This is a genomic window from Marinococcus sp. LNHM5E3-2.1 (genome assembly GCF_056034365.1).
This window is the reverse complement of record NZ_JBQLIB010000010.1, coordinates 45,054-64,618: the sequence shown is the minus strand read 5'-3', so window position 1 is coordinate 64,618 and position 19,565 is coordinate 45,054. Positions and strand designations below refer to the sequence as shown.

Here is a 19,565-nt window from a genome sequence, read left to right as displayed (position 1 = left end):
TGATTTTGAATTGATTCACATTTTTTTTCATATATCCACCTTCTGCTGATTGGCCTCCTGAAAAGCTGCATATCGTCCCTGCTTTCGAAGAAGTTCTCTGTGCGTTCCCTGTTCTGCAATTTCTCCATCGTCCATTACGTAGATGGTATCTGCTTTTTCAATGGTATTTAAGCGGTGCGCCACTACAAAAGAAGTACGGCCTTTCATTAAGCGCCCCAGCGCCTCCTGTATTCTCATCTCCGTTACTGTGTCCACGCTTGACGTTGCTTCATCAAGAATCAGAATTTTCGGGTCGGACAGCACTGCCTTGGCGATGGAAAGCAGCTGCCGCTGCCCGTGACTGAACCCGCTTCCTTCTTTCCCAAGCATCGTCTGGTAACCTTCCGGCAGCCGCTCGATAAATGCATGGGCATTGGCCGCTTTTGCCGCTTCTATTACTTCTTCATCCGTAGCCTCCAGATTACCGTAGCGTATGTTTTCCATTACCGTTTTTTCAAACAGAAAATCATCCTGCAGAACTACGCTCATCTGCTTCCGAAGATGTTTAATATTCCATTCAGAAAGAGGTGTCTGATCCACATAAATCTCTCCGGCTTCCGCCGTGTAAAAACCGATAATTAAATTCATAACGGTCGTTTTTCCGGAACCGGTAGGGCCTATAAAAGCAGCTGTCTCGCCGGCATTCACATGAAAATCAATGCCGCGGAGCACCTTTTCGTTTTCATAGCCAAACGTAACTTCCTGAAACTTTACTTCCCCGGAAACAGTCTTGGCTGTTCCTCTCTCCTCCCGGTGATCCTCCGCCTTTTCGTCCAGAAACGAAAAAATTCTCTCTGCCCCGGCAAGCGCCGCAAACAGAGCATTAAACTGATTCGCCAGGTCGTTCAACGGCCGGGTAAACTGACGGGAATATTCCACAAAAATCACGATCGTACCAATAGTAACTGCACCGACACCATAATACGCCAAAATTCCTCCGGCTCCTGCCGTAATCGCGAAATTAATATTGTTTAAAAAATTCATCCATTTCGGGATAAAACCGGAATACGTCTGAGCCCAAAATCCTGCATGACGAAGGGTTTCGCTTTCCTGTTCAAAGTTTTTCATGACGCGCGGCTCTTTGGAAAATACCTTCACGATCGACTGGCCGGAAATCGTTTCTTCAGCATACCCATTCACTGCCCCGACCGCCTGCTGCTGCTTTTGAAACAACAGTCTGGTCCGCCTGGTAATCCAGCGCAGACCCAAAAACATGACCGGTAGAAACAAAAGCGTAAAAAAGGTGAGAAGCGGGCTGATCACTAACATAATAACGAGAATACCGGTAAACGTTAACAGGCTGGTCATGATCTGCACGACCGAGGTGTTTAAGGTAGTTGATATGTTATCCATATCGTTCGTCATTCTGCTCATGATAGAGCCATCCTGCCGTTTGTCAAAAAACGACAGCGGCAATGTCTGCAGATGAGAAAAAAGGTGGTAGCGAAGCTTAAAAACGGCCTGTTGGGCAAGAGAAATCATCACATAAGTCTGGATGGTGCTCATGACTCCCCACCCAACGTACACAGCAAACAACAGTAACAGTATCGTTCCAAGCCCTTCGAGCCGCTGCGGCACTAAATACTGGTCAACGATATGACCAAGAAGCAGCGGCCCCGAAAGCATAAAGGCGGCAGTGAAAAGCACGCAGACAAAAACAGCCGTCAGCCGCCATTTCTGAACGGACAGATAAGACCAGAGCCGGGCGGTGGTACGTTTCCAGTTCTGTATCTGGTCAGTGTCCGGGCGGTCGTCTGCCTGGGAAGGATCAATGTCCGGATGTTTATATTGAAACGGCGAGGTAATCCAGTGCCTTTTCATGTCGCCGCCTCCTTCCCATACTGTGATTGATACAGCTGTCTGTAGAATGCAGACTCCTCATACAGCTCTTCATGAGTGCCGAATCCAATGACTTCCCCATGCTCAAGAAGCAGCATTTTATCCGCCTTCAGTGCCGTAGAAAGCTTTTGAGTTACTAAAATGGAGGTACACGGGTACGCTTCAAGCGCTTCCAGAAACTGTGCCTCCGTTTCCGCATCCAACGCGCTCGTACTGTCATCGAGGAGCAAAAGCCCCGGGTTTCTCAGCAATGCCCGGGCAATCGTCACCCGCTGTTTCTGGCCCCCCGAAAGATTTACGCCATTTTGGCCGATCATCGTCTGCTCCTGCTCAGGCAGGGCCCGGATCGTTTCCTCAAGCTGAGCCGTCTCCACCGCTCTGCTCATTTCCTCAGCTCCGGCTTCCTCACGCCCCCACTGAATATTTTCCTGAATCGTTCCTGAAAACAATTTTGCCTCCTGGGGGACGTAGCCGATCTGGGTTCTTAACGAAGCAATGTTAAGATCCCTGGTGTCTGCATTATCAATAAAAAGACGGCCGCTGACCGGCTCATACAAACGAAGCATTAACTGGAACAAAGAAGATTTACCAGCCCCGGTCGCCCCGAGAACCGCCATCTGCTCGCCGCGTTTCACGTGAAACGTCACATCATTCAGAGCCGGAACCCGGCTGTCGCTATAAGCAAAAGTCACATTCTCAAACTGGACGTCTATACTTCCTTCTTCTTTTACGTCCTCCTGGCCGGAATTTTCCTTTTCGGCACCTTCGAGCACTTCTTCAATCCGCGAGGCGGAAGTTCTCGCCCGGGCAAGCAGTGTAATCAGCATGCCGACAACGCCAAGCGCGCCAGTCATTCTTGCAGCATAGTTCACTACCGCTACCACCTCACCTACCTGGGCCTCGTTGTTCTGCACGGCAGAGCCTCCGATCCAAAGCATGAGCACAATCGCTGCGTTCATTAAAAACAAAAGGATCGGCGAAGTAAGAGCTGTATAACGAAAAGCTTTGACAGCACTCGCCTGGAGAGCTTCATTCTGCACAAAAAAACGTTTAATTTCATGCTGCTCGCGGCCAAAAACCCGTACAAGCCTAAGGCCGCCAAGGTTTTCCTTCATCACCCTGTTTACGGCATCGATACGCTTTTGCAAACTGCCGAAATAAATCATTCCCTTTGTCATCAGCCATGCGAGGATCAACAGTAAAAAAGGAATAAAAATCACCAGTACGAGCGCCATTCGGGCATTTACCACAAAAGCCATAACTGTCGCGCCAATTAGCAAAAGCGGCGAACGAAGCATAAACCGGAGCATCATTACAATCAAGTTTTGCACCTGGGTAATATCATTGGTGAGCCTGGTCAGTAACGAGGACTGCGGGAAATCCTGCAGATTCTCCAGGCTCGACTCCTGGACACGCTTATACATTTCATTGCGCAGATCAAAGCCGGTGCTGTGCCCGACGTGATCTGCGAAAAAACAGTTCAGTACCCCGACACCAAAGCTGAGCAGGGCAAGACCTGCCATCGCAAACCCAAGGCTTACGACCAGGCCGATATCATTGTTTGCCAGACCTTCATCAATCAGTCTCGCAAGAAGAAGCGGCTGAAATAATTCAACCGATAATTCAATCAAAAGCAGAAAAAAAGACAATACCGCTGCTGCTTTATAAGGACGAACGTAGCGTAAAATAGTTTTCATCAAAAGACCCCTTGCACATTTCTGCCCGCGTAAAGAATTATTTATATTTTAGCACACGCCTGCAGCTTATTTCTTCTCGATCCAGCATAAAAACCGGCCTTCTCATACGAAAAGGCCGGTGGGCAGCTACACGATATCGAGCGGTTGCTTTGTCTGCGGCTTCGGAAAAGCACTATCTAGCATTTCGACTTCTTCATTTGTCAGTGTAATACTAGCCGCCTCGGCATTCTCCCGCACATGCTCCGGATTGGAGGTCTTCGGAATACTTAACACCATCCCTGAGCGAATGGTCCAGGCAAGAGCAATCTGCAGCGGGCTCATGCCCCGGCGCTCAGCGATTCTCTGCAGGGTCCGGCTTTCCCCAAGCGTACGCCCTCCTCCCTGATCAAGTGGACAGTATGCCATTACCGGCATCCGCTGCTCCTTCATCCAAGGCATCAGATCAAATTCAATCCCCCTTGAAGCCAGATGATATAATACTTGATTGCAGACAGCATTACCTCCGTGTTCGAGCGAGAGCAGTTCCCTCATCTCCCGGGTATCGAGGTTGGAAACGCCCCACCGTTTGATTTTTCCATCTGCTTTTAATTTTTCCATACCCTTCACGGTTTCTTTGAGAGGCACGCTTCCGCGCCAGTGGAGTAAATACAAATCCAGCTGTTCCACCCCGAGACGGCTAAGTGATCCTTCGCACGCCTTTTCAAGCTTCTCGCCGCCTGCGTTATTGGGAAGAACCTTGGAAACGAGAAAGGCTTCCTCTCTTCTTCCTTCCAATGCCTCTCCGGCCAGCTGCTCTGCTTTACCTCCCCCGTACATTTCGGCTGTATCAATCACCGTCATTCCATAATCAAGTCCTGTCCGCAGTGCTTCTATTTCCTGCTCTCTCAGCCCGGCATTGTCTCCCATATGCCATGTGCCCTGACCAAGCGACGGAAGCTCTGTGCCGTCCCGGAGGGTCACCGTGCGACCTTGAACGTGTTCTTTGATGGTTTTTGAAATATCACTCATTGATGATTCAATCCTCTCTCCATCTTTATTGTTTTTAACGGCGTTTCCATGAACATTTCTGTGAAGCGCTCTGTTTCCCGGAAGCCCTGCTTTTCATAAAAAGCTTCAGCCCGGGTGTTTCCCTCTTCCACGTACACTGTCATCGTTTTCTTTTCAGCAGAAATATATTCCATCCCGGCGTCGAACAGCTTTTGTCCCCAGCCGGCGCGCTGATACCGGGGCAGTACGTAAAGAGCTGCGAGCTCTGCTTCCTCCTGCTGGAGCAAGTTAATATAGCCTATCAGAACACTTTCGCTAACCGCCGCTAAAAATATGGATTCCCCACGCTTAACATCAAACATTTTTTTAGAGTAAGCAGCTTCAATGAACGCCTCTCTTGCCCGGGCTGGTATTAAATTTTCATACGTATGCTCCCACGTGATCTCAGCAACCCCGCGCACCGCTTCATAGTCTTCCTCTCGTACAGGCCTGATCATTGCATGTCCTCCTCGCTGAAAATGCATCACTTTGTCTTCTGAAGATATAAACGAAACCGCTTGTCTTTACAGACAGGCGGTTCCAGATTGCTTGTTCCTTATTTTTGATTTAAAAACGAGAGGCAGAATAAACAGTCTCCGTCCGTCCGCAGGCTGCCGTAATGCATATTACAAATGTGGAAGCCTTCATGGTACAAGCGGGCGAGGTTGTCATAGCCCTCCCCCATACTGCTCGTCTGAATGCGGCTCGGACCCGGCTGGGACGTCCCTCCGGCTAATTCCTTTTCCTGAATTTCCTCACCGCTGTCTTCCACCCGCTGACGCAGATGCTGATTTTCAAGTACGAGTGCCTGGTTCTCTTCAATAAGCATCGCCAGCTGTTCTTTGAGCTCTCCCAGTTCATCATGGAGCCTTCCAATCCGCTCTTCCATATGAATCACCTGGGAGAAGATTTCTTTTTTATCCACTCGCACCCCCACCTTCTCCGTCCGTTTAACTGTTATCCTGCGATAAAGCCTTCATCAAGCAGCTCATCCAGCGAAAATTCCAATACTCTCTCTTCTTCTGCGTAGTTCACCTGTACGAGACGTTCTAAAATATTAATACCGGCTACCTTTCCTTTGCCTTCCGGGGTATTAATATGCTCTCCGACGTCCGGCATTTCACGCTTGGCTGTTTCATAATGATCGTTTTCATATTTCAGACAGCACATAAGCCTGCCGCACAGGCCGGAAATCTTTGCCGGATTTAAGGAAAGATTCTGATCTTTTGCCATCTTAATGGAAACCGGCTCAAAATCCCCGAGAAACGTCGAACAGCAAAGCATTCTTCCGCACGGGCCGATCCCGCCGAGCATTTTAGCTTCGTCCCGGACCCCGATCTGCCGGAGTTCAATCCTTGTACGAAACTGGGAAGCTAAATCCTTCACCAGCTGACGGAAATCTACCCGTCCTTCCGCCGTGAAATAAAACAAAATTTTATTCCGGTCAAAGGTGTATTCCACATTCACCAGATTCATATCCAGCTGGTGCGTCGCAATTTTTTCGCAGCCGAGATCATATGCTTCCTGCTCAAGCTGTTTATTTTCTTTCACAGCAGCATGATCATCCTCATCGGCAAGCCTCATAACTTTTTTAAGCGGCAATACGACGTCGTCGCCGCTGACCTGCTTATTTTCAAGCACTACTTTCCCGTACTCAATTCCTCTGGCCGTTTCTACTATGACCCAGCTTTCTACCTGTGCGTCATGGCCGTTCGGGGAAAAGTAATAAATCTTTCCCGCCTTTTTAAACCGGACGCCTACTACATCATGCAATGTCATGATCCCTCCTGTAACTGGATCAGCAGCTGTTCCATCAGAAGCTGCGCATTCGCGTTAGCCCGGAGCCGGCGCTTTGCTTCTAAAATTGCCTGCAGTCGGGCAACGACCTCCATCTCTGAAAAACGAAGGGCTACTCGTTCCAACGTCGCTTTTTGATCGAAGTATGTGATGTCATCCGAACCGTATGTGATCGACAGGAGGTCGCGATACCAAAAAAGCAGCATATCTAAGCCGATGTCCAGTTCTTCTCTATCTGAAAAATGTACAAGCCATTTATCCTGCAGTGTCAATAGTGCACTGTGAAGGCGCTGATGCACCTCTTCCGTTAATTGTATCACTAGATTTCGGCCCTGTACAATCCACTCAGCCTGTGCTGCGTCGTTTTCACGCTCAGGGACATGAGGCAGTTTTGCAAGCAGGCCGGCCGCAATTTCCCCTGTACCTTCCCTTTCCTGAAACAAATGGCGGCGACGCTCCACGGAGGGAGGAGAAAACGCAATCTTTTGGGCGCGGGACTGAATCGTGTCCAGCAGAAAATGAGCATTCTCCGTTAATAAAATGGCGAGAGTCGGGCTTTCCGGTTCTTCGAGAAACTTCAGCAGGCTGTTGGCTGCACTGGCCGTCATACGGTCAGCGTCTTCGATAATATAAATTTTTAAACGGGCTTCCATTCCTTTATAGGTGAATTCTTTTTGAAGCATTTCCACCTGTGCTTTTTTGATTGAAGCGCCTTCCGGCTGTAAAAACATTACTTCCGAATGGTTCCCGTGCGTGATTCTTCGGCATTCCCTGCATTCTCCGCACGGCACCGGGCCGTTGTTTTCTACGCAAAAAAAGCGCTGTGCCATCAGAAGCGCTGTTTCACGCTTGCCGGCACCCGCTTTTCCTTCAAATATATAAGCATGGGCCACGCGGTCTTTGTTCATGCTTCTTTCCAACAGCGACATTACTGTAGGCTGTTCTTCCTGCATGGCTTCCCAACTCATGTTAATCTCTCCGTCTTTAATATTTTTCAAACTCTTCCACGTTTAATTGAAAAACGGTCGCTCCACCGACCTGTACTTCCACAGGGTAGGGAACGTAGGAATCCGCATTTCCGCCCATAGGCGAAACAGGAGCGACGAGCTGTTCCCGGGTTTTGCAGTTTTCCTGGATGACCATTTTTACTTCATCCACCTGCTCATCTTCCACACCGATTAAAAACGTAGTGCTTCCGGCTTTCAAAAACCCGCCAGTACTCGCGAGCCTGGTCGCCTGAAAATTTGCTTCCACCAGCGCATTAGACAACCGGTTACTATCTTTATCCTGCACCACAGCCACTAACAGCTTCATGCTCCGTACCTCCTATTTCGTCCAAATCCACAATATTTATTATTTTTATTTTACTGTATATACAGTAAAAAGTGAAGCATACCAACGAAACAGCCATTTTTTGAATGCTGAATTCAATACTTAAGCCTAAGACCTTTTGATCAATATTTGGGAATAAATACACTGTAATTGAAGCTGAAAGCAAAATATGGAATACTTCAAGTAACAGTTTCCTATTTATGGCATTACCGAACCATCAGATTAACGAAGAAAGGAAGTTGGACTCATGCGCTTTCCCCGCTGGCTGATCCGGGCTGTACTTATTACCGCCGTTTTATTAATAAGTTCTACAGCTATTGGCTATTCCAAGGCAGAAGACCCTTACCGGTCCTTTGACGGAATGGGAAGCAGCTTGTCTGTCGCTCCTTCTGATGACAAATTGGCGTTCACCTATATCACGGACGGCCAGGAGAAAATATATACCTCCGCCACTGATGGCGAAAATCCCGAGCCGCTTACTGACCTAAAGCAGCCGCAATTTTCTTCTTCTTTCCATCCGCACTCGCCGGAGGATATTCTATTTTTATCGGAACAAAATGATTCAATTCGCTCTATTTATACAGCAGAGACAGAAAGCAGCCAGCATGAACGGTTAACCGGCAGTGAGCTTCATGTACGTGATGCTGCCTACTCACCGGATGGCAGGCTCATTTACTTTTTAGGAATGCCAGCCGACGCCTGGAAATCCGCAGACCGGAGCACAGAGGAAGGATTTAGCATTTATTCCATGCCTGCCAGCGGAGGAGCTTACAAAAAGATCACCAGTGAAAGCAAATATTTAATGGGAAACATCTCTCCGGACGCTACGGGCAATATGCTTCTGTATACTTACACCGAAGGCCCCGATGATGAAATGCATGTGGGAATGAAAACTCTGAACAATAAAGTATATGAGGAGCATATCGAATTTGCGAACAACCTTCCCGGGGGGCTGTACAACCCGACAGCTTCACCGTCAGAAAGCCTCTATGCCTATACAACCAACGTTGCTTCCAGCCAAGAGCCCAACTACCAGTACGATTTGTTTTTATATGATCTTGAGGATATGCAGGCCAAAAGATTAACCGACCATGAAAATAATATTGATTCTCCTTCTTTTTTTCATCAGTCAGATGATATTGCCTACATGCATCAGAAAAACTGGCCGGAGGAGCCGGCAGAGTATGAACTGCGCATTGTGAACAGCGAATCCGGGACCGATGAAGTGGTGCCGGTTAATATGAATCACGCCGGAGAGTCGCTGCTCACCGCAGGACTCGGAGCAGCCCAGAAAGCAGTCAACGTATATGTAATTGGTTTTTTCTACACTTTGTTTGGCAGCTGGTTTATTATTGCTGCGTATAAAAAATACCGTCCGTTTCTGGTCGGAGCGGCAAGCACTGCTGTTGCCCTGGGGCTGTGGGGCTTCTGCCATTTTGGAGAGACCTCCTATCCATGGCTCGCTGCCATCTGCTCTGGACTTGTCGTTCCTCTCTTTATCTGCACAGGTGTTTTATTTCTGTTCGCCGGTATTCAATCGTACCGGCTGAACATACGCGAGTATAGAGCTTCCTCCCAGTAAAAAAGCAGCCAGGGGCGGGCCCCTGCTGCTTTTTTCTATGCTTGTTTACGGTTTTTCCATTTAGCGTACAGGTCGACTACCGTGTCGCCGATGTCACGTATTTGTGCCACCTGTTCATTTTCCTTCGTACGCTTTTGATTTTCATGAAGCGTTTCGGTAGCTACAGCACGCGTCGCTATGTGATATTTTCCTACGGCTTCTTTGGAGCCCTTGAGCGTATTCGTAAGCTCCTGGATCGTCTCCATATCCCGGTTGACGGAATCGTTAATAACCTCCAGGCGCTGGGTCAGTGTTTCCGACTCATTAATCAGGCCGTCTGTTTTCTTTTGAATCCGTTCCATTGTTTCATTGATGGTCTTCATCTGGGAAGATGCTGCTTTAACAGCCTGAACAACACCGATAACTAACCAGACAAGTGCCAAAACAATGATAGCGATACTCACATACAAAATAGCAATCATCTGTCCGGCTCCTTCCTTACTTGCGATATTTTCCTAAATGCCTTTTCCCGTTTTTATTTTATTGTATGTACTGAATTTGTATTTTTTCTCAACTTTTTACGTTCAGGTAGGCCTGTACCTTTTCCCTGCATTCTTTAATTACTTCTTCAAGCGGCTGTCCGGCATCGATTTTTTTAATACGGTCCGGGTATTTCTCCGCTAGCGTCATATACGCTTCATGTACCCTCGTATGAAAACGCGCTGCTTCATTATCCAGGCGGTTCCATTCCCTTGCTTCGGCCCGCTGAATTCTTGCTATCCCTTCCTCAGGATCTACATCAAGCAGCAGCGTGAGATCAGGCATACGTCCTTCAATCGCAAACTCATTTACAGCTGCCACTTCATCTATGCCAAGACCCCTGGCCGCCCCCTGGTAGGCGAGGCTGCTGTCCACAAAACGATCGCAGAGCACCACAGCTCCTTCGTCCAAAGCCGGAAAAACCCGCTCCACCAGGTGCTGGCGTCTCGCTGCGGCGTATAACAATGCCTCTGTGCGCGCATCCATCTCTGAATATTCCGGATCAAGCACCAGACTCCGGATTTTTTCAGCAATCGGAATACCACCGGGCTCCCGCGTTTTTAACACCTTGAATCCCTCTTCCTGCAGCCACTTTTCGAGAGCTGTAATAACCGTAGACTTTCCGGACCCTTCTCCTCCTTCTAACGTAATGAACTTCCCTTTATTCGTGTCCTGCATATGACTCTATCCTTTCTTCCTATGTTTTACTTTTACTAAAAAGCGGCTATCTTTTTGACTGCCACCCTGCAGACGCCCCCCGTTCCGCAGAAGGTCAAGGGCATAGCGAATTCTTCCGGCATCCACGTATTCTCCTTCAAGCCAGAGAGGTATACCCGGAGGATAGGGCACCAGCGGCGCTGCTGCAGTTCTTCCCTCTGCGCTTTCAAGCAGGACCCACTCTTCTCCGCCAGGCTCTTCTTCCCGGGCGCCTTCGGATAGCCGGGGAAACAATTCAAACATGGAAAAGGACGGGCTCATGTTCCCGTGCCGGGATTCAAGCCCTTCCCATACTCTCTTGACTGCATTTAATGGAATGTTGATATGTTCGCTGGTCAGGGGCAAAGTCCACAGCAGGTAGCTGCTGCCGGCAAGCTCTGAATAGATGTGCTCCTGCTCGAGAGCTTCCTGCACCTCCCATCCTGTATACCCTTCAGGTACCGGCACTATCCATTTTAACGGATCCGCATCTACGTGCTCTGGCGGCTGTATCAGCCTGCTGCCGATGACTGCTTCAAGCTGATGCTTTTGAGCGGAAAGCTGTTCGGGGCTCCATCCCTCATGCTGTATTGTATGTACATAATGACGGGCAGCATCGAGTGAAGCGAGCAGCAGATATGAAGGACTGCTCGACTGCAGCACCCCCAGATAATAGGATAGACGTTCACGAGAAACCCGGGGGCCGGACACATGCAGATACGCACTCATCGTGAGGGCCGGCAGCATTTTATGCGCGGACTGGACGACCACATCCGCCCCCTGGGCGAGAGCCTCCTTCGGAAGCAGCGGGCTTGCTGCAAAATGGGCTCCGTGGGCTTCATCCACCAGCAATACTCCTTCATGCCCGTGTACGAAATCTGCAAGAGAGGATATATCACTGCGCCACCCTTCATACGAAGGAGAAGTGATGATCGCCCCTTTTAACGAGGGGTAACGGCTCCACGCATCCACCAGTATTTCCCGGGAAATACCGATGGAAAGCTGTGTATATTCATCGATTTCCGGCCGGGCAAATACAGCCCGGACACCGGCAAGCTTCAACGCATTCATCACTGATTTGTGAGCATCGCGCTGCACGAGCACCTCGTCTCCCGGAGAAAAGGCGGCCATCACCATCGCAAGGTTCCCCGTCGTAGAACCGTTAATTAGAAACCACGTTTTTTCGGCCCCAAACACTTCCGCCGCTAAATGCTCCGCTTCTGCAATTCCTTCTTCAGGCTGATGAAGATCATCGAGCCCGGTGATTTCTGTCAGGTCGTAAGGAAATATGTTTTTCCATTCCTGCAGCGACGCCGGGAAAACAGTGCCGTTTTTATGCCCGGGCACGTGAAAGGAGACCGGCCGGCCGGCCATATGCTGCTGCACCATGCGAACTATAGGCTGCTCCTGTTGGCAAACCATGACAACCACTCTCCCTTTTCGCCTCTATTTTTTATCTTAACATGAAAATTTGGCTGTTCTTTCTCTTTTTTTACTCGTGCTATACTATTCAATGATTGAGATATTAAAGGAGAGATGCCTGATGAAAAGCATTGCTGTATTTTGCGGCTCCCGCCTTGGAGGCGATCCTATATATAAAGATTCAGCAGCAGCTCTTGGCAGAGAGATAGCCTCCTCCCGGTGCACCCTGGTCTATGGCGGCTCCAATGTAGGAACGATGGGCCGCCTCGCAGATGCTGCGCTCGAAGCCGGCGGTGAAGTGATAGGAGTTATACCGGATAAACTCGTTGAACGGGAGATTGCCCATCCTTCCTTGAGTAAGCTTTATAAAGTATCTACGATGCATGAGCGAAAAGCCAAAATGGCCGAACTGGCTGATGGATTCATAGCGCTTCCAGGCGGGCCTGGAACCCTTGAAGAGTTTTTTGAAATGTTTACATGGGCTCAGATCGGCGTGCACCAAAAACCGTGTGCGCTTTTAAACATTCATCACTATTATGATCACCTGCTTCAATTTTTCAACCATATGGAACAGGAGCAGTTTCTCCCTGCCGACCACCGCGATAAAATTATCGTTTCTGACTCTCCGGAAGAGCTTCTTCAGCAGCTCAGCGAAAATCCGGAGCTCGAAAAGAAGTCCTACGAGTAACAGGCATAAAGCTGTGCCTGTGCTCTTTTTTTATTCATTATTACTCCAGCCGGGTAAACGCTTTGCGGAGCACCTTATTTTTCGTTATGATAATAATAATTAAACAAACTATGCGGAGGAACCTATGCGAAAAAAAGTGTTTATACATATCGGTTTTCATAAGACAGCCACTACGTTTTTACAGCAGAATGTGTATCCTAAACTAAAACAGGAAATCAAATACATACGAAAAAAGCGCATCGATCAGGAGCTGTATGATTTACGGCTGAAACGGCTGAGCGATGAAAATATTTATACCATCCGCACAAATATTGAAGCATTTATGCATCCGGACAAGCCCGTGCTTATTTCCTATGAAGGCCTCTCCGGCAGTCCATTTTCCCAAAAAAAATCAAAAAACAATCTAAAGGTGCTTGAAGACCTCCGCCGCACTTTTCCGGCAGATACGTATGATACCCATATTATCGTCGGTGTACGGGATCAAATTGACCTGCTGACCTCTCTCTACGTTCAATATCTCCATCAGGGCGGATACAAAAGTGCCAAGGCTTTGTTTAAAGACTGGGAGGACCACGGCATTCTGGATCATTATCACTATTACCGCTATCTCCAAAAAATAGAAGAGCTTTTCGGAGCGGATAACTATTACCTGCTGCAGTATGAAAACTTCCACAATGATGAATACGGTCAAATTTTGCAGCTGCTTCAGTATATGGGCATCGATCGTGTGCCAAAATACAACCGCTCAAAGCTGAACCGCAGCTACGGAGTCATGCAGGCGGTAATCGCCCGCAAGTTGAATTATTTCTTTAAAACACCGCTGAATCCAAATGGTAAAATCCCCGTTGTCGACATTCCGAAGATTGGTATTGTATCCCCGCGGCGGCTGCTGCAGAATAACGCGAGCTTTGCCCTTCACTATAAAAGGTACTCGCTCCCTGTGAATCTTCAAAAAGTGCTTCAGCTGAAATACCAGAAAGATAATGAAAAGCTTGCCGAAGCCTATCACATTAAGGATTATTCCAAAAGCTAACCGAAGAGCCCAGGCTCTTCGGTTATTTTTCAATCAGGGCGAGCGTATAGCGGCTTTTGCTCCCAGATTCATAAAGATTCACTGTATCTGTGGAATACTGCAAAATCTCCGCCCGAAATGGTTCTGCTGCCCCCACCTGCACATTAAAGTCATTTTCGTACAATAATACCGTCACATCGTGATACTCCTCATGAGTAACCTGAAACGTAAATTCAACGATCCGTTTTCCCTCTTCCGTGCGATCGTTTCTTAACAATGCCTCTTCCTGAAACGCACGGCTATTAATATAAATCATTTTTTTCCTCCTTTTGTTCTCTGCTTCATTCTGCCCTATAAAACCTTCCGTTACAATAATTACGTCCAGTTCTTGCCCCGCCAGTTTAAGCCTGCCCTCCTGGTGGTACGGTAAGGAAAGGCTTTGTATAACTACGTATCGCCAAGCTGCAAAGAGAGGGGTAAAACATATGAATACCATCAAATCCTATGCCAAAGAACTCATGGGCGAATTTAAAAAGGACGATGTCCCGTTACTAGCTGCCGCCCAATCCTACTATTACCTGCTTTCCATTTTTCCAATGATGATTTTAATACTTACCATTCTCCCCCTTCTTAATATTGATTCCCAGGCCGTCGTTACGCTTGTGCAGAATACGGCCCCAAGCGGCATGACCTCTGTTCTTGAAGAAAATATTCTGAGTATCGTTGAAACCCCGAGGGGCGGACTTTTCACCATCGGCCTGATCGGCGCATTGTGGTCGGCTTCAAATGGGATCAACGCCTTCATTAATGCTTCTAACACTGCATATGATATCGAAGAAACGCGCTCCTTCATTAAAGTCCGGGGCCTTTCCATTGCGCTGACGCTCGGCATGATTATTGCACTTGCTGCCGCTCTTATTCTCCCTATATTCGGCAACCTGATCATTGATTTTATCAGCTCTGTCGTCAGCCTCCCGCCGCAGACCGAGCTGCTTTTTCAAATTCTCCGGTGGGTCGTCGCCCTGACTATAATGTCTGCTGTGCTTCTCGTACTGTATCGTTTTGCTCCAAACAAAAAATTGAAATGGAAGGAGATTCTGCCGGGCGCTATCACAGCCGCGGTGCTGTGGCAGCTGATATCTCTCGCTTTTTCCTTTTATGTCAGCAACTTCGGCAACTACTCTGCCACCTACGGAAGCCTTGGAGGTATTATTATTCTAATGCTTTGGTTCTTCCTGACCGGCATGATTTTAATGATCGGTGCTGAACTGAACGTTATTTATCACCGCCGGCGCGGGAAATCCTCCACCACATCCGCTTCTACGGAAGAAACGTGAGTCGTGCTGCCCCCGGCGCAGTCTGTTTTTTCTTTTCAATGCCTATCATTTCAGCTTCGGGTCAAAAATAATAAAAAGAAGGCCCCTATCGCGGGTGCCTTCCTTTTTTGCGTTACTCAACTGGTTCCTGTCGACTGACTGCTGCTGCTTTCCTGTAAAAACTGCATTCCTACCCACGTTTTACGGCCCCGCTGCTGAATCCACTGGGTGCGGGCGTAGTTATCGGGAAAATGATCCTCCCTCCCGGAAATATAGACAATATCTCCCGGCTGAATGCTTTTGACGTTTTTCACCTGCACCCGGCAGCCGCTCATGCTGTAGTCCTTGACTACCGCTTCATAAATAACGTTGTTTACTTTTACAGTTGCCGACATATTCACCTGTTCCCGGACAGCCATCCGTTTTGCCTGGGCCGGCTGTTTTTCCGTGCCCCTGAAAAACTTCAGAAAGGCTCTTCCAAGCGAAGAACGCTCGTAAATACGTTTCGTATAAATATCGGTCATTTCCAAAAACATCACTTGGATTAAACTCCGGTACTGTTCCAAGGTCACATTTTGAAATTTACCTCCGGCAGCAGCCATGGCCTCTGCCTCGCCGCCCACCCACAGCTTATGCACGTGGAGGCGGTTAATCGGGCCGGCGCTGAGCGTAAAGTGTTCTTCATGTGAAAGCCAGGATTTTGCTTCCGGGTGTGCTACTTCAAAACGCACCCCGGTTTCACTAAGATCCAGCACCTTGCACGGAAGCGTTCTCCCCCCGGCTGACACAGTACCTTCCAGGTCTACTTTGTGCCGTTCGGCTCCGCGAAAACGCGGACGCTCCACTGAAACCATTAATGCCAGTACAAGAGCTACAGCGTTATAAAGGATCCAGAAAATATTAATGTACAGTACGTCTTCGTTTTGAAAAAATGTTAGAGACGTTGCGAAATGCAGCACCACTCTCGCCAGCGCGATAAAGGTGAGCGCAAGCAGCACCAAATACGGAATACTGACCCTCCACAAAAACTGCCGGCGGTCATTTTGGATCCCCTTGGCTGTGACATTAAACTTGATGTTTTTCCGCATAAACGCTTCCGTAATTACCGAGACTGCCATGTACGGTGCCATGGCTACTTCATAAACATGGCTCCAGAGCACGGTCCGTTTTTGGTCGGACATTAACCGGAAGGCCAGCTGGGATGAAAGAAAGGCAGGCAGCCAGTAAAGCACAAGCGTTTCAAAATCTGCGTTCAGGCTGTAAATCGAAAAAATCAAAAACAACAGCGGTGCCAGCAGGAAAATCATTTTATAAACGCCGAAGAACCAGTAGTTGATACCATCCATATACAGCAGCCGCTGCATAAAGGAGAGGCCTTTGATTTTCATGGGATTCCATTTCCGGGTGACCTGAATATTGCCCCGGCACCAACGGTCTCTCTGTTTTAAAAGGTCGGCATATGTTTCCGGTGCGAGCCCGACGGCGAGGGTTTCGTTTACAAATACCGTCTTTTGGTCCCCGGTTTGAAGCAGCATTCCAGTCGCCATATCTTCAGTAATCACTCCAGTGGCAAATCCACCGATATCCTCGAGCGATTTTCTGCGGAACAGGGCGTTACTGCCCACATACATAGTAGCGTTAAAGCGGTCTTTTCCTTCTTCAAGCCGACGCATGAAAAAATCCTGCTCGTTAGTGATGTTGTCTTCAAAAAACAAATTGTACTGAAAAGGATCTGCATTATAAAATACCTGCGGTGCCTGGACGAACGAAACTTTTTCGTCCGTGAACTGTCCGACGGTGCGCTCGAGGAATTCGGCTTTCGGCACCATGTCGGCATCCATCGTAACGACTATTTCTCCGTCGGTTTTTGTTAACGCATCATTCAAATTGCCAGCCTTGGCGTGTTCGTTGCCGGGACGGGAAATGTAGCCTACACCTAAGCTTTCTGCAAGACGGCGCACAGACTCTCTTTTTCCGTCATCGCAGACGTACACCCTAAGCAGCTCTTCAGGATAGCGCATCATTGTGCATGCAGTCATGGTTCGCTTCAGAAGATCTTCCGGTTCGTTGTATGTGGCGATAAACACATCGACTGTAGGCAGGCTTTCCAGCTCTGAGAGCGGAATATGTTTTCGTTTGAATGGTTTCCAGGATAAAATCGTAAACATGATTGCCTGGAAATAGCCCATTATTTCTGTGGCCAACAGCAGGATTCCTGCGATAAAGCTGATGATGCCCAGTGTAGGAATCGTTTCGGCCGCTCTCCAGAAAAGATAGACAGCATTGACGATAAGAAAAAGGGAGAGCAGTATGTGCCGGGACCATGTCCATTTTTTTGCTGAAAAATACAGCAGCATTAGTACAATTATCTCTGCTGCTACAATATACCAGAATGTGTCATTCATGTCCTGCCCTCCTGTCAAAGTATATGGTTAAAAATAAATGTTCGTTTCATGCGGTCATATGCAGGCTTCACTTCCCAGCTGCTGTCAAACAGCAGCGGCTCCCCGCTTTCTGATTCCTGCTCGGTGACCCAGCTTTCTGCATCACCAACTCCCCAGACGGTAAGGCCGCTGCAGGACTCCTCTTCCATACAGATGCTCGTTACATCTGCATAAATATCTGCCTGCCTCTCCAGACGTTCCTCTCGGGGAGTATCCAGATTTTGCAGCTTTACATCCATTTCAGTTACAGCAGTCTCAAAACCAGCCGTTCCCCAACGCTTAAAATTCTCCTGCATCTTTTCCCGGGAAAATCTCGGATCGGCAGCATCAATATGGGTCTGCATGCCAATACCATCAATCGGTACGCCCTCGTTTTTCCAGCTGTTTAAGGCTTCAAACATAGCATCCGTTTTTTCATTTTTCATTTCATTTCCGTAATCATTGTAGTAGAGCTTTGCTTCGGGAGCCGCTTCGCGTGCCCATTCGAAGGCAAGAGGAATATATTCCGGCCCTATGTACTCCAACCAGATTGTTTCTTTGTAGCTTCCGTCGTCGTTCCAGGCTTCGTTAACGACGTCCCATTCCTGTACGCGTCCGCTGTAGTGTCCGGCCATTGTCTGCACGTGGTCCTTCAGCACTGCTTTAGCGCTTTGTTCATCTACTACCTCTTCATGAACCCAACCAGGAAGCGCTTCGCCCCATACAAGCGGGTGACCCCGGACCTTCATATCATTTTGTTCAGCAGTCTCTACAATTTCATCTGCTTTTTGAAAGCTGTAATTGCCCGGTTCAGGCTGTACGGCTTCCATCTTCATCTCGTTTTCCACCGTGACACTGCTGAATTCTTCAACGAGCAGATCTTTATACTTTTCATTGTCTGAAAGCGGATCCCAGCGCACCGAAGCACCTATATAGTGCCCGGAATTCTCCGCGTTTGTACCAAGTGAAGCGTTTGATTTCACTGCAAACCACCCTCCTGCCCCTGCCATAAGTAAGATCAGAAGCCCGGCTGTTACAAAAAAGACCTTCTTCAAAACAGCATTTTCTCCTTTTGTGCATTGTCATTATAAAGGCTGAATTTATAACTTTTTTTTCCAATTACGTATGTATTTATACTTAATGATATCATTATTTCGATGCGTTAAGAAGCTTTAACCCACACTTTTCCATTGATAATTTCCATCTGTTTCTATATCCGTAAATTTAAAACGGGAAGCAAATTATGTTGAACTGCGAAGCTTTTATGTATAAAAACTCTTTGTTTTTAAAGATTTTTGCTTAAAAAACCTGTATTCCTGCCTGATTTATGCTTATAGTGTAACTAGTAAAATTAAGACTGCAGTTGTAATAAGGAGGACCATATATGCTCGCTTTTGAACGAAGAGAAAAGATTCTATCCACCCTCTACAGTGATAAAAAAGTATTCGTCGCTCCCCTCGCTTCAACGTTTAACGTTACTGAGGAAACGATTCGCCGTGACCTGGAAAAGCTTGAACGTGAAGGCATTGTTACCCGTAATTACGGAGGAGCCACGCTCAATGAACGCACGAGTGAAGACCTTCCATACCAGACAAGAAATACGATTAATCTGGAAGAAAAAAGAATCATTGCGCAGCTCGCTCCGCCGCTTATCAAGGACGGCTCTTCCATTATGGCCGACACGAGTTCCACGGTCTATGAAGCACTGCAGGTGCTTCAGCAGTCCAAGGATCATCTCACCATTATTACAAACAGCGTATCTATTCTTCAGGACTTTGCATTTTCATCCTTTGACGTGTTTTCTACCGGAGGAAGCCTTCGGAAAAACTCGCGCTCTCTGGTGGGGCCTTCAGCCATTCGTTCAGTACAGCAGTACAACGTAGATGCAGCTGTTGTCAGCTGTAAAGGTATTTCCATGACGCAGGGCATCATGGATACGAATGAGCCGGAAGCTGATTTAAAACAGTACATGCAGAATCAGGCCCGGCAGGTTATTCTGCTTGTTGACCATACAAAGTTCGGAGCTGTCTCCCTGGTCAAAACATTTCCTTTTGAGCAGGTGGATTGCCTGGTAACCAACAAAAAACCAACGGATGAGTGGCTCGATTTTTTCGGGCAGCATGGTATCAATGTTATTTTTCCTTCATAATAAAGCTCTGTCTCTCTGCTGTGGCTGC

The 19,565-nt window shown here is 47.9% G+C and carries 19 protein-coding genes; 5 read left to right on the top strand and 14 right to left on the bottom strand.

What is annotated here, in order from left to right; genetic code table 11:
* Positions 1 to 27: 27 nt before the first annotated feature.
* From ACTRXH_RS11900 to ACTRXH_RS11865, 8 genes are all read right to left on the bottom strand, one after another.
* Complete coding sequence (locus tag ACTRXH_RS11900) at positions 28 to 1,860, bottom strand: ABC transporter ATP-binding protein (RefSeq protein WP_474261175.1); 1,833 nt, start codon at positions 1,858 to 1,860, stop codon at positions 28 to 30.
* Complete coding sequence (locus ACTRXH_RS11895) at positions 1,857 to 3,575, bottom strand: ABC transporter ATP-binding protein (protein ID WP_474277746.1); 1,719 nt, start codon at positions 3,573 to 3,575, stop codon at positions 1,857 to 1,859. The genes ACTRXH_RS11900 and ACTRXH_RS11895 overlap by 4 nt, the downstream gene beginning before the upstream one ends.
* A 126-nt stretch (positions 3,576 to 3,701) precedes the next feature.
* Entirely contained in the window at positions 3,702 to 4,583 is an 882-nt protein-coding gene (locus tag ACTRXH_RS11890; protein ID WP_474282246.1) for an aldo/keto reductase, read from the bottom strand.
* Entirely contained in the window at positions 4,580 to 5,059 is a 480-nt protein-coding gene (locus ACTRXH_RS11885) for an N-acetyltransferase family protein (RefSeq protein ID WP_474282244.1), read from the bottom strand. Before ACTRXH_RS11885 ends, ACTRXH_RS11890 begins: the two co-directional genes overlap by 4 nt.
* Before the next feature lie 98 nt (positions 5,060 to 5,157).
* Positions 5,158 to 5,526: a DNA replication initiation control protein YabA gene (gene yabA, locus ACTRXH_RS11880; RefSeq protein WP_462868267.1), complete on the bottom strand. Its 369-nt coding sequence runs from the start codon at positions 5,524 to 5,526 to the stop codon at positions 5,158 to 5,160.
* A gap of 32 nt (positions 5,527 to 5,558) precedes the next feature.
* On the bottom strand, positions 5,559 to 6,374 hold the full coding sequence (locus tag ACTRXH_RS11875) for a PSP1 domain-containing protein (protein ID WP_322525628.1): 816 nt from the start codon (positions 6,372 to 6,374) through the stop codon (positions 5,559 to 5,561).
* A gap of 2 nt (positions 6,375 to 6,376) precedes the next feature.
* Positions 6,377 to 7,366, bottom strand: coding sequence for a DNA polymerase III subunit delta' (gene holB / locus ACTRXH_RS11870; RefSeq protein ID WP_474261179.1), 990 nt, complete (start codon positions 7,364 to 7,366; stop codon positions 6,377 to 6,379).
* 16 nt (positions 7,367 to 7,382) lie between these two features.
* A complete protein-coding gene (locus tag ACTRXH_RS11865) occupies positions 7,383 to 7,712 on the bottom strand; it encodes a cyclic-di-AMP receptor (RefSeq protein ID WP_322525299.1) in 330 nt (109 codons plus the stop codon).
* A 265-nt stretch (positions 7,713 to 7,977) separates the two neighbouring features.
* On the opposite strand from ACTRXH_RS11865, the gene ACTRXH_RS11860 reads away from it, so the two are divergent.
* On the top strand, positions 7,978 to 9,312 hold the full coding sequence (locus ACTRXH_RS11860; RefSeq protein ID WP_474282242.1) for a TolB family protein: 1,335 nt from the start codon (positions 7,978 to 7,980) through the stop codon (positions 9,310 to 9,312).
* Between the two features lie 35 nt (positions 9,313 to 9,347).
* On the opposite strand, the gene ACTRXH_RS11855 is transcribed toward ACTRXH_RS11860, so the two are convergent.
* From ACTRXH_RS11855 to ACTRXH_RS11845, 3 genes are all read right to left on the bottom strand, one after another.
* On the bottom strand, positions 9,348 to 9,773 hold the full coding sequence (locus ACTRXH_RS11855; RefSeq protein WP_022792890.1) for a DUF948 domain-containing protein: 426 nt from the start codon (positions 9,771 to 9,773) through the stop codon (positions 9,348 to 9,350).
* Positions 9,774 to 9,861: 88 nt separating this feature from the next.
* Positions 9,862 to 10,509, bottom strand: coding sequence for a dTMP kinase (gene tmk, locus ACTRXH_RS11850; RefSeq protein ID WP_474282240.1), 648 nt, complete (start codon positions 10,507 to 10,509; stop codon positions 9,862 to 9,864).
* Between the two features lie 6 nt (positions 10,510 to 10,515).
* Entirely contained in the window at positions 10,516 to 11,949 is a 1,434-nt protein-coding gene (locus ACTRXH_RS11845) for an aminotransferase class I/II-fold pyridoxal phosphate-dependent enzyme (RefSeq protein ID WP_474282238.1), read from the bottom strand.
* Between the two features lie 121 nt (positions 11,950 to 12,070).
* On the opposite strand from ACTRXH_RS11845, the gene ACTRXH_RS11840 reads away from it, so the two are divergent.
* Positions 12,071 to 12,637, top strand: coding sequence for an LOG family protein (locus ACTRXH_RS11840; RefSeq protein WP_474282236.1), 567 nt, complete (start codon positions 12,071 to 12,073; stop codon positions 12,635 to 12,637).
* Positions 12,638 to 12,761: 124 nt separating this feature from the next.
* Positions 12,762 to 13,670 (top strand): sulfotransferase, encoded by a 909-nt coding sequence (locus tag ACTRXH_RS11835; RefSeq protein ID WP_474282234.1) that lies wholly within the window; start codon positions 12,762 to 12,764, stop codon positions 13,668 to 13,670.
* A 22-nt stretch (positions 13,671 to 13,692) separates the two neighbouring features.
* Here the strand turns inward: ACTRXH_RS11835 and ACTRXH_RS11830 are convergent, their stop codons facing one another.
* Complete coding sequence (locus ACTRXH_RS11830; RefSeq protein WP_474282232.1) at positions 13,693 to 13,965, bottom strand: DUF3219 family protein; 273 nt, start codon at positions 13,963 to 13,965, stop codon at positions 13,693 to 13,695.
* Positions 13,966 to 14,134: 169 nt separating this feature from the next.
* Here ACTRXH_RS11830 and ACTRXH_RS11825 point away from each other — a divergent pair, with 169 nt between their 5' ends.
* Positions 14,135 to 14,986 carry a YihY/virulence factor BrkB family protein gene (locus ACTRXH_RS11825; protein ID WP_474261186.1) on the top strand — a complete coding sequence of 284 codons (852 nt, stop codon included), beginning with the start codon at positions 14,135 to 14,137 and terminating at the stop codon, positions 14,984 to 14,986.
* A gap of 116 nt (positions 14,987 to 15,102) precedes the next feature.
* On the opposite strand, the gene ACTRXH_RS11820 is transcribed toward ACTRXH_RS11825, so the two are convergent.
* Both ACTRXH_RS11820 and ACTRXH_RS11815 read right to left on the bottom strand, forming a co-directional pair.
* Complete coding sequence (locus ACTRXH_RS11820; RefSeq protein ID WP_474261187.1) at positions 15,103 to 17,370, bottom strand: glycosyltransferase; 2,268 nt, start codon at positions 17,368 to 17,370, stop codon at positions 15,103 to 15,105.
* Between the two features lie 14 nt (positions 17,371 to 17,384).
* A complete protein-coding gene (locus ACTRXH_RS11815) occupies positions 17,385 to 18,371 on the bottom strand; it encodes an endo-1,4-beta-xylanase (RefSeq protein WP_474261188.1) in 987 nt (328 codons plus the stop codon).
* Between the two features lie 401 nt (positions 18,372 to 18,772).
* On the opposite strand from ACTRXH_RS11815, the gene ACTRXH_RS11810 reads away from it, so the two are divergent.
* Positions 18,773 to 19,537 carry a DeoR/GlpR family DNA-binding transcription regulator gene (locus tag ACTRXH_RS11810; protein WP_474282230.1) on the top strand — a complete coding sequence of 255 codons (765 nt, stop codon included), beginning with the start codon at positions 18,773 to 18,775 and terminating at the stop codon, positions 19,535 to 19,537.
* Positions 19,538 to 19,565: the final 28 nt, after the last annotated feature.

Excerpts from the sequence above, each read along its gene's own strand:
- ACTRXH_RS11825 (WP_474261186.1), top strand. The coding sequence starts at position 14,135 with ATGAATACCATCAAATCCTATGCCAAAGAACTCATGGGCGAATTTAAA.
- holB (WP_474261179.1), bottom strand. The coding sequence starts at position 7,366 with ATGAGTTGGGAAGCCATGCAGGAAGAACAGCCTACAGTAATGTCGCTG.
- ACTRXH_RS11830 (WP_474282232.1), bottom strand. The coding sequence starts at position 13,965 with ATGATTTATATTAATAGCCGTGCGTTTCAGGAAGAGGCATTGTTAAGA.
- ACTRXH_RS11890 (WP_474282246.1), bottom strand. The coding sequence starts at position 4,583 with ATGAGTGATATTTCAAAAACCATCAAAGAACACGTTCAAGGTCGCACG.
- ACTRXH_RS11895 (WP_474277746.1), bottom strand. The coding sequence starts at position 3,575 with ATGAAAACTATTTTACGCTACGTTCGTCCTTATAAAGCAGCAGCGGTA.
- ACTRXH_RS11810 (WP_474282230.1), top strand. The coding sequence starts at position 18,773 with ATGCTCGCTTTTGAACGAAGAGAAAAGATTCTATCCACCCTCTACAGT.
- ACTRXH_RS11865 (WP_322525299.1), bottom strand. The coding sequence starts at position 7,712 with ATGAAGCTGTTAGTGGCTGTGGTGCAGGATAAAGATAGTAACCGGTTG.
- ACTRXH_RS11820 (WP_474261187.1), bottom strand. The coding sequence starts at position 17,370 with ATGAATGACACATTCTGGTATATTGTAGCAGCAGAGATAATTGTACTA.
- ACTRXH_RS11900 (WP_474261175.1), bottom strand. The coding sequence starts at position 1,860 with ATGAAAAGGCACTGGATTACCTCGCCGTTTCAATATAAACATCCGGAC.
- tmk (WP_474282240.1), bottom strand. The coding sequence starts at position 10,509 with ATGCAGGACACGAATAAAGGGAAGTTCATTACGTTAGAAGGAGGAGAA.
- ACTRXH_RS11855 (WP_022792890.1), bottom strand. The coding sequence starts at position 9,773 with ATGATTGCTATTTTGTATGTGAGTATCGCTATCATTGTTTTGGCACTT.
- ACTRXH_RS11840 (WP_474282236.1), top strand. The coding sequence starts at position 12,071 with ATGAAAAGCATTGCTGTATTTTGCGGCTCCCGCCTTGGAGGCGATCCT.
- ACTRXH_RS11845 (WP_474282238.1), bottom strand. The coding sequence starts at position 11,949 with ATGGTTTGCCAACAGGAGCAGCCTATAGTTCGCATGGTGCAGCAGCAT.
- ACTRXH_RS11885 (WP_474282244.1), bottom strand. The coding sequence starts at position 5,059 with ATGATCAGGCCTGTACGAGAGGAAGACTATGAAGCGGTGCGCGGGGTT.
- ACTRXH_RS11860 (WP_474282242.1), top strand. The coding sequence starts at position 7,978 with ATGCGCTTTCCCCGCTGGCTGATCCGGGCTGTACTTATTACCGCCGTT.
- ACTRXH_RS11835 (WP_474282234.1), top strand. The coding sequence starts at position 12,762 with ATGCGAAAAAAAGTGTTTATACATATCGGTTTTCATAAGACAGCCACT.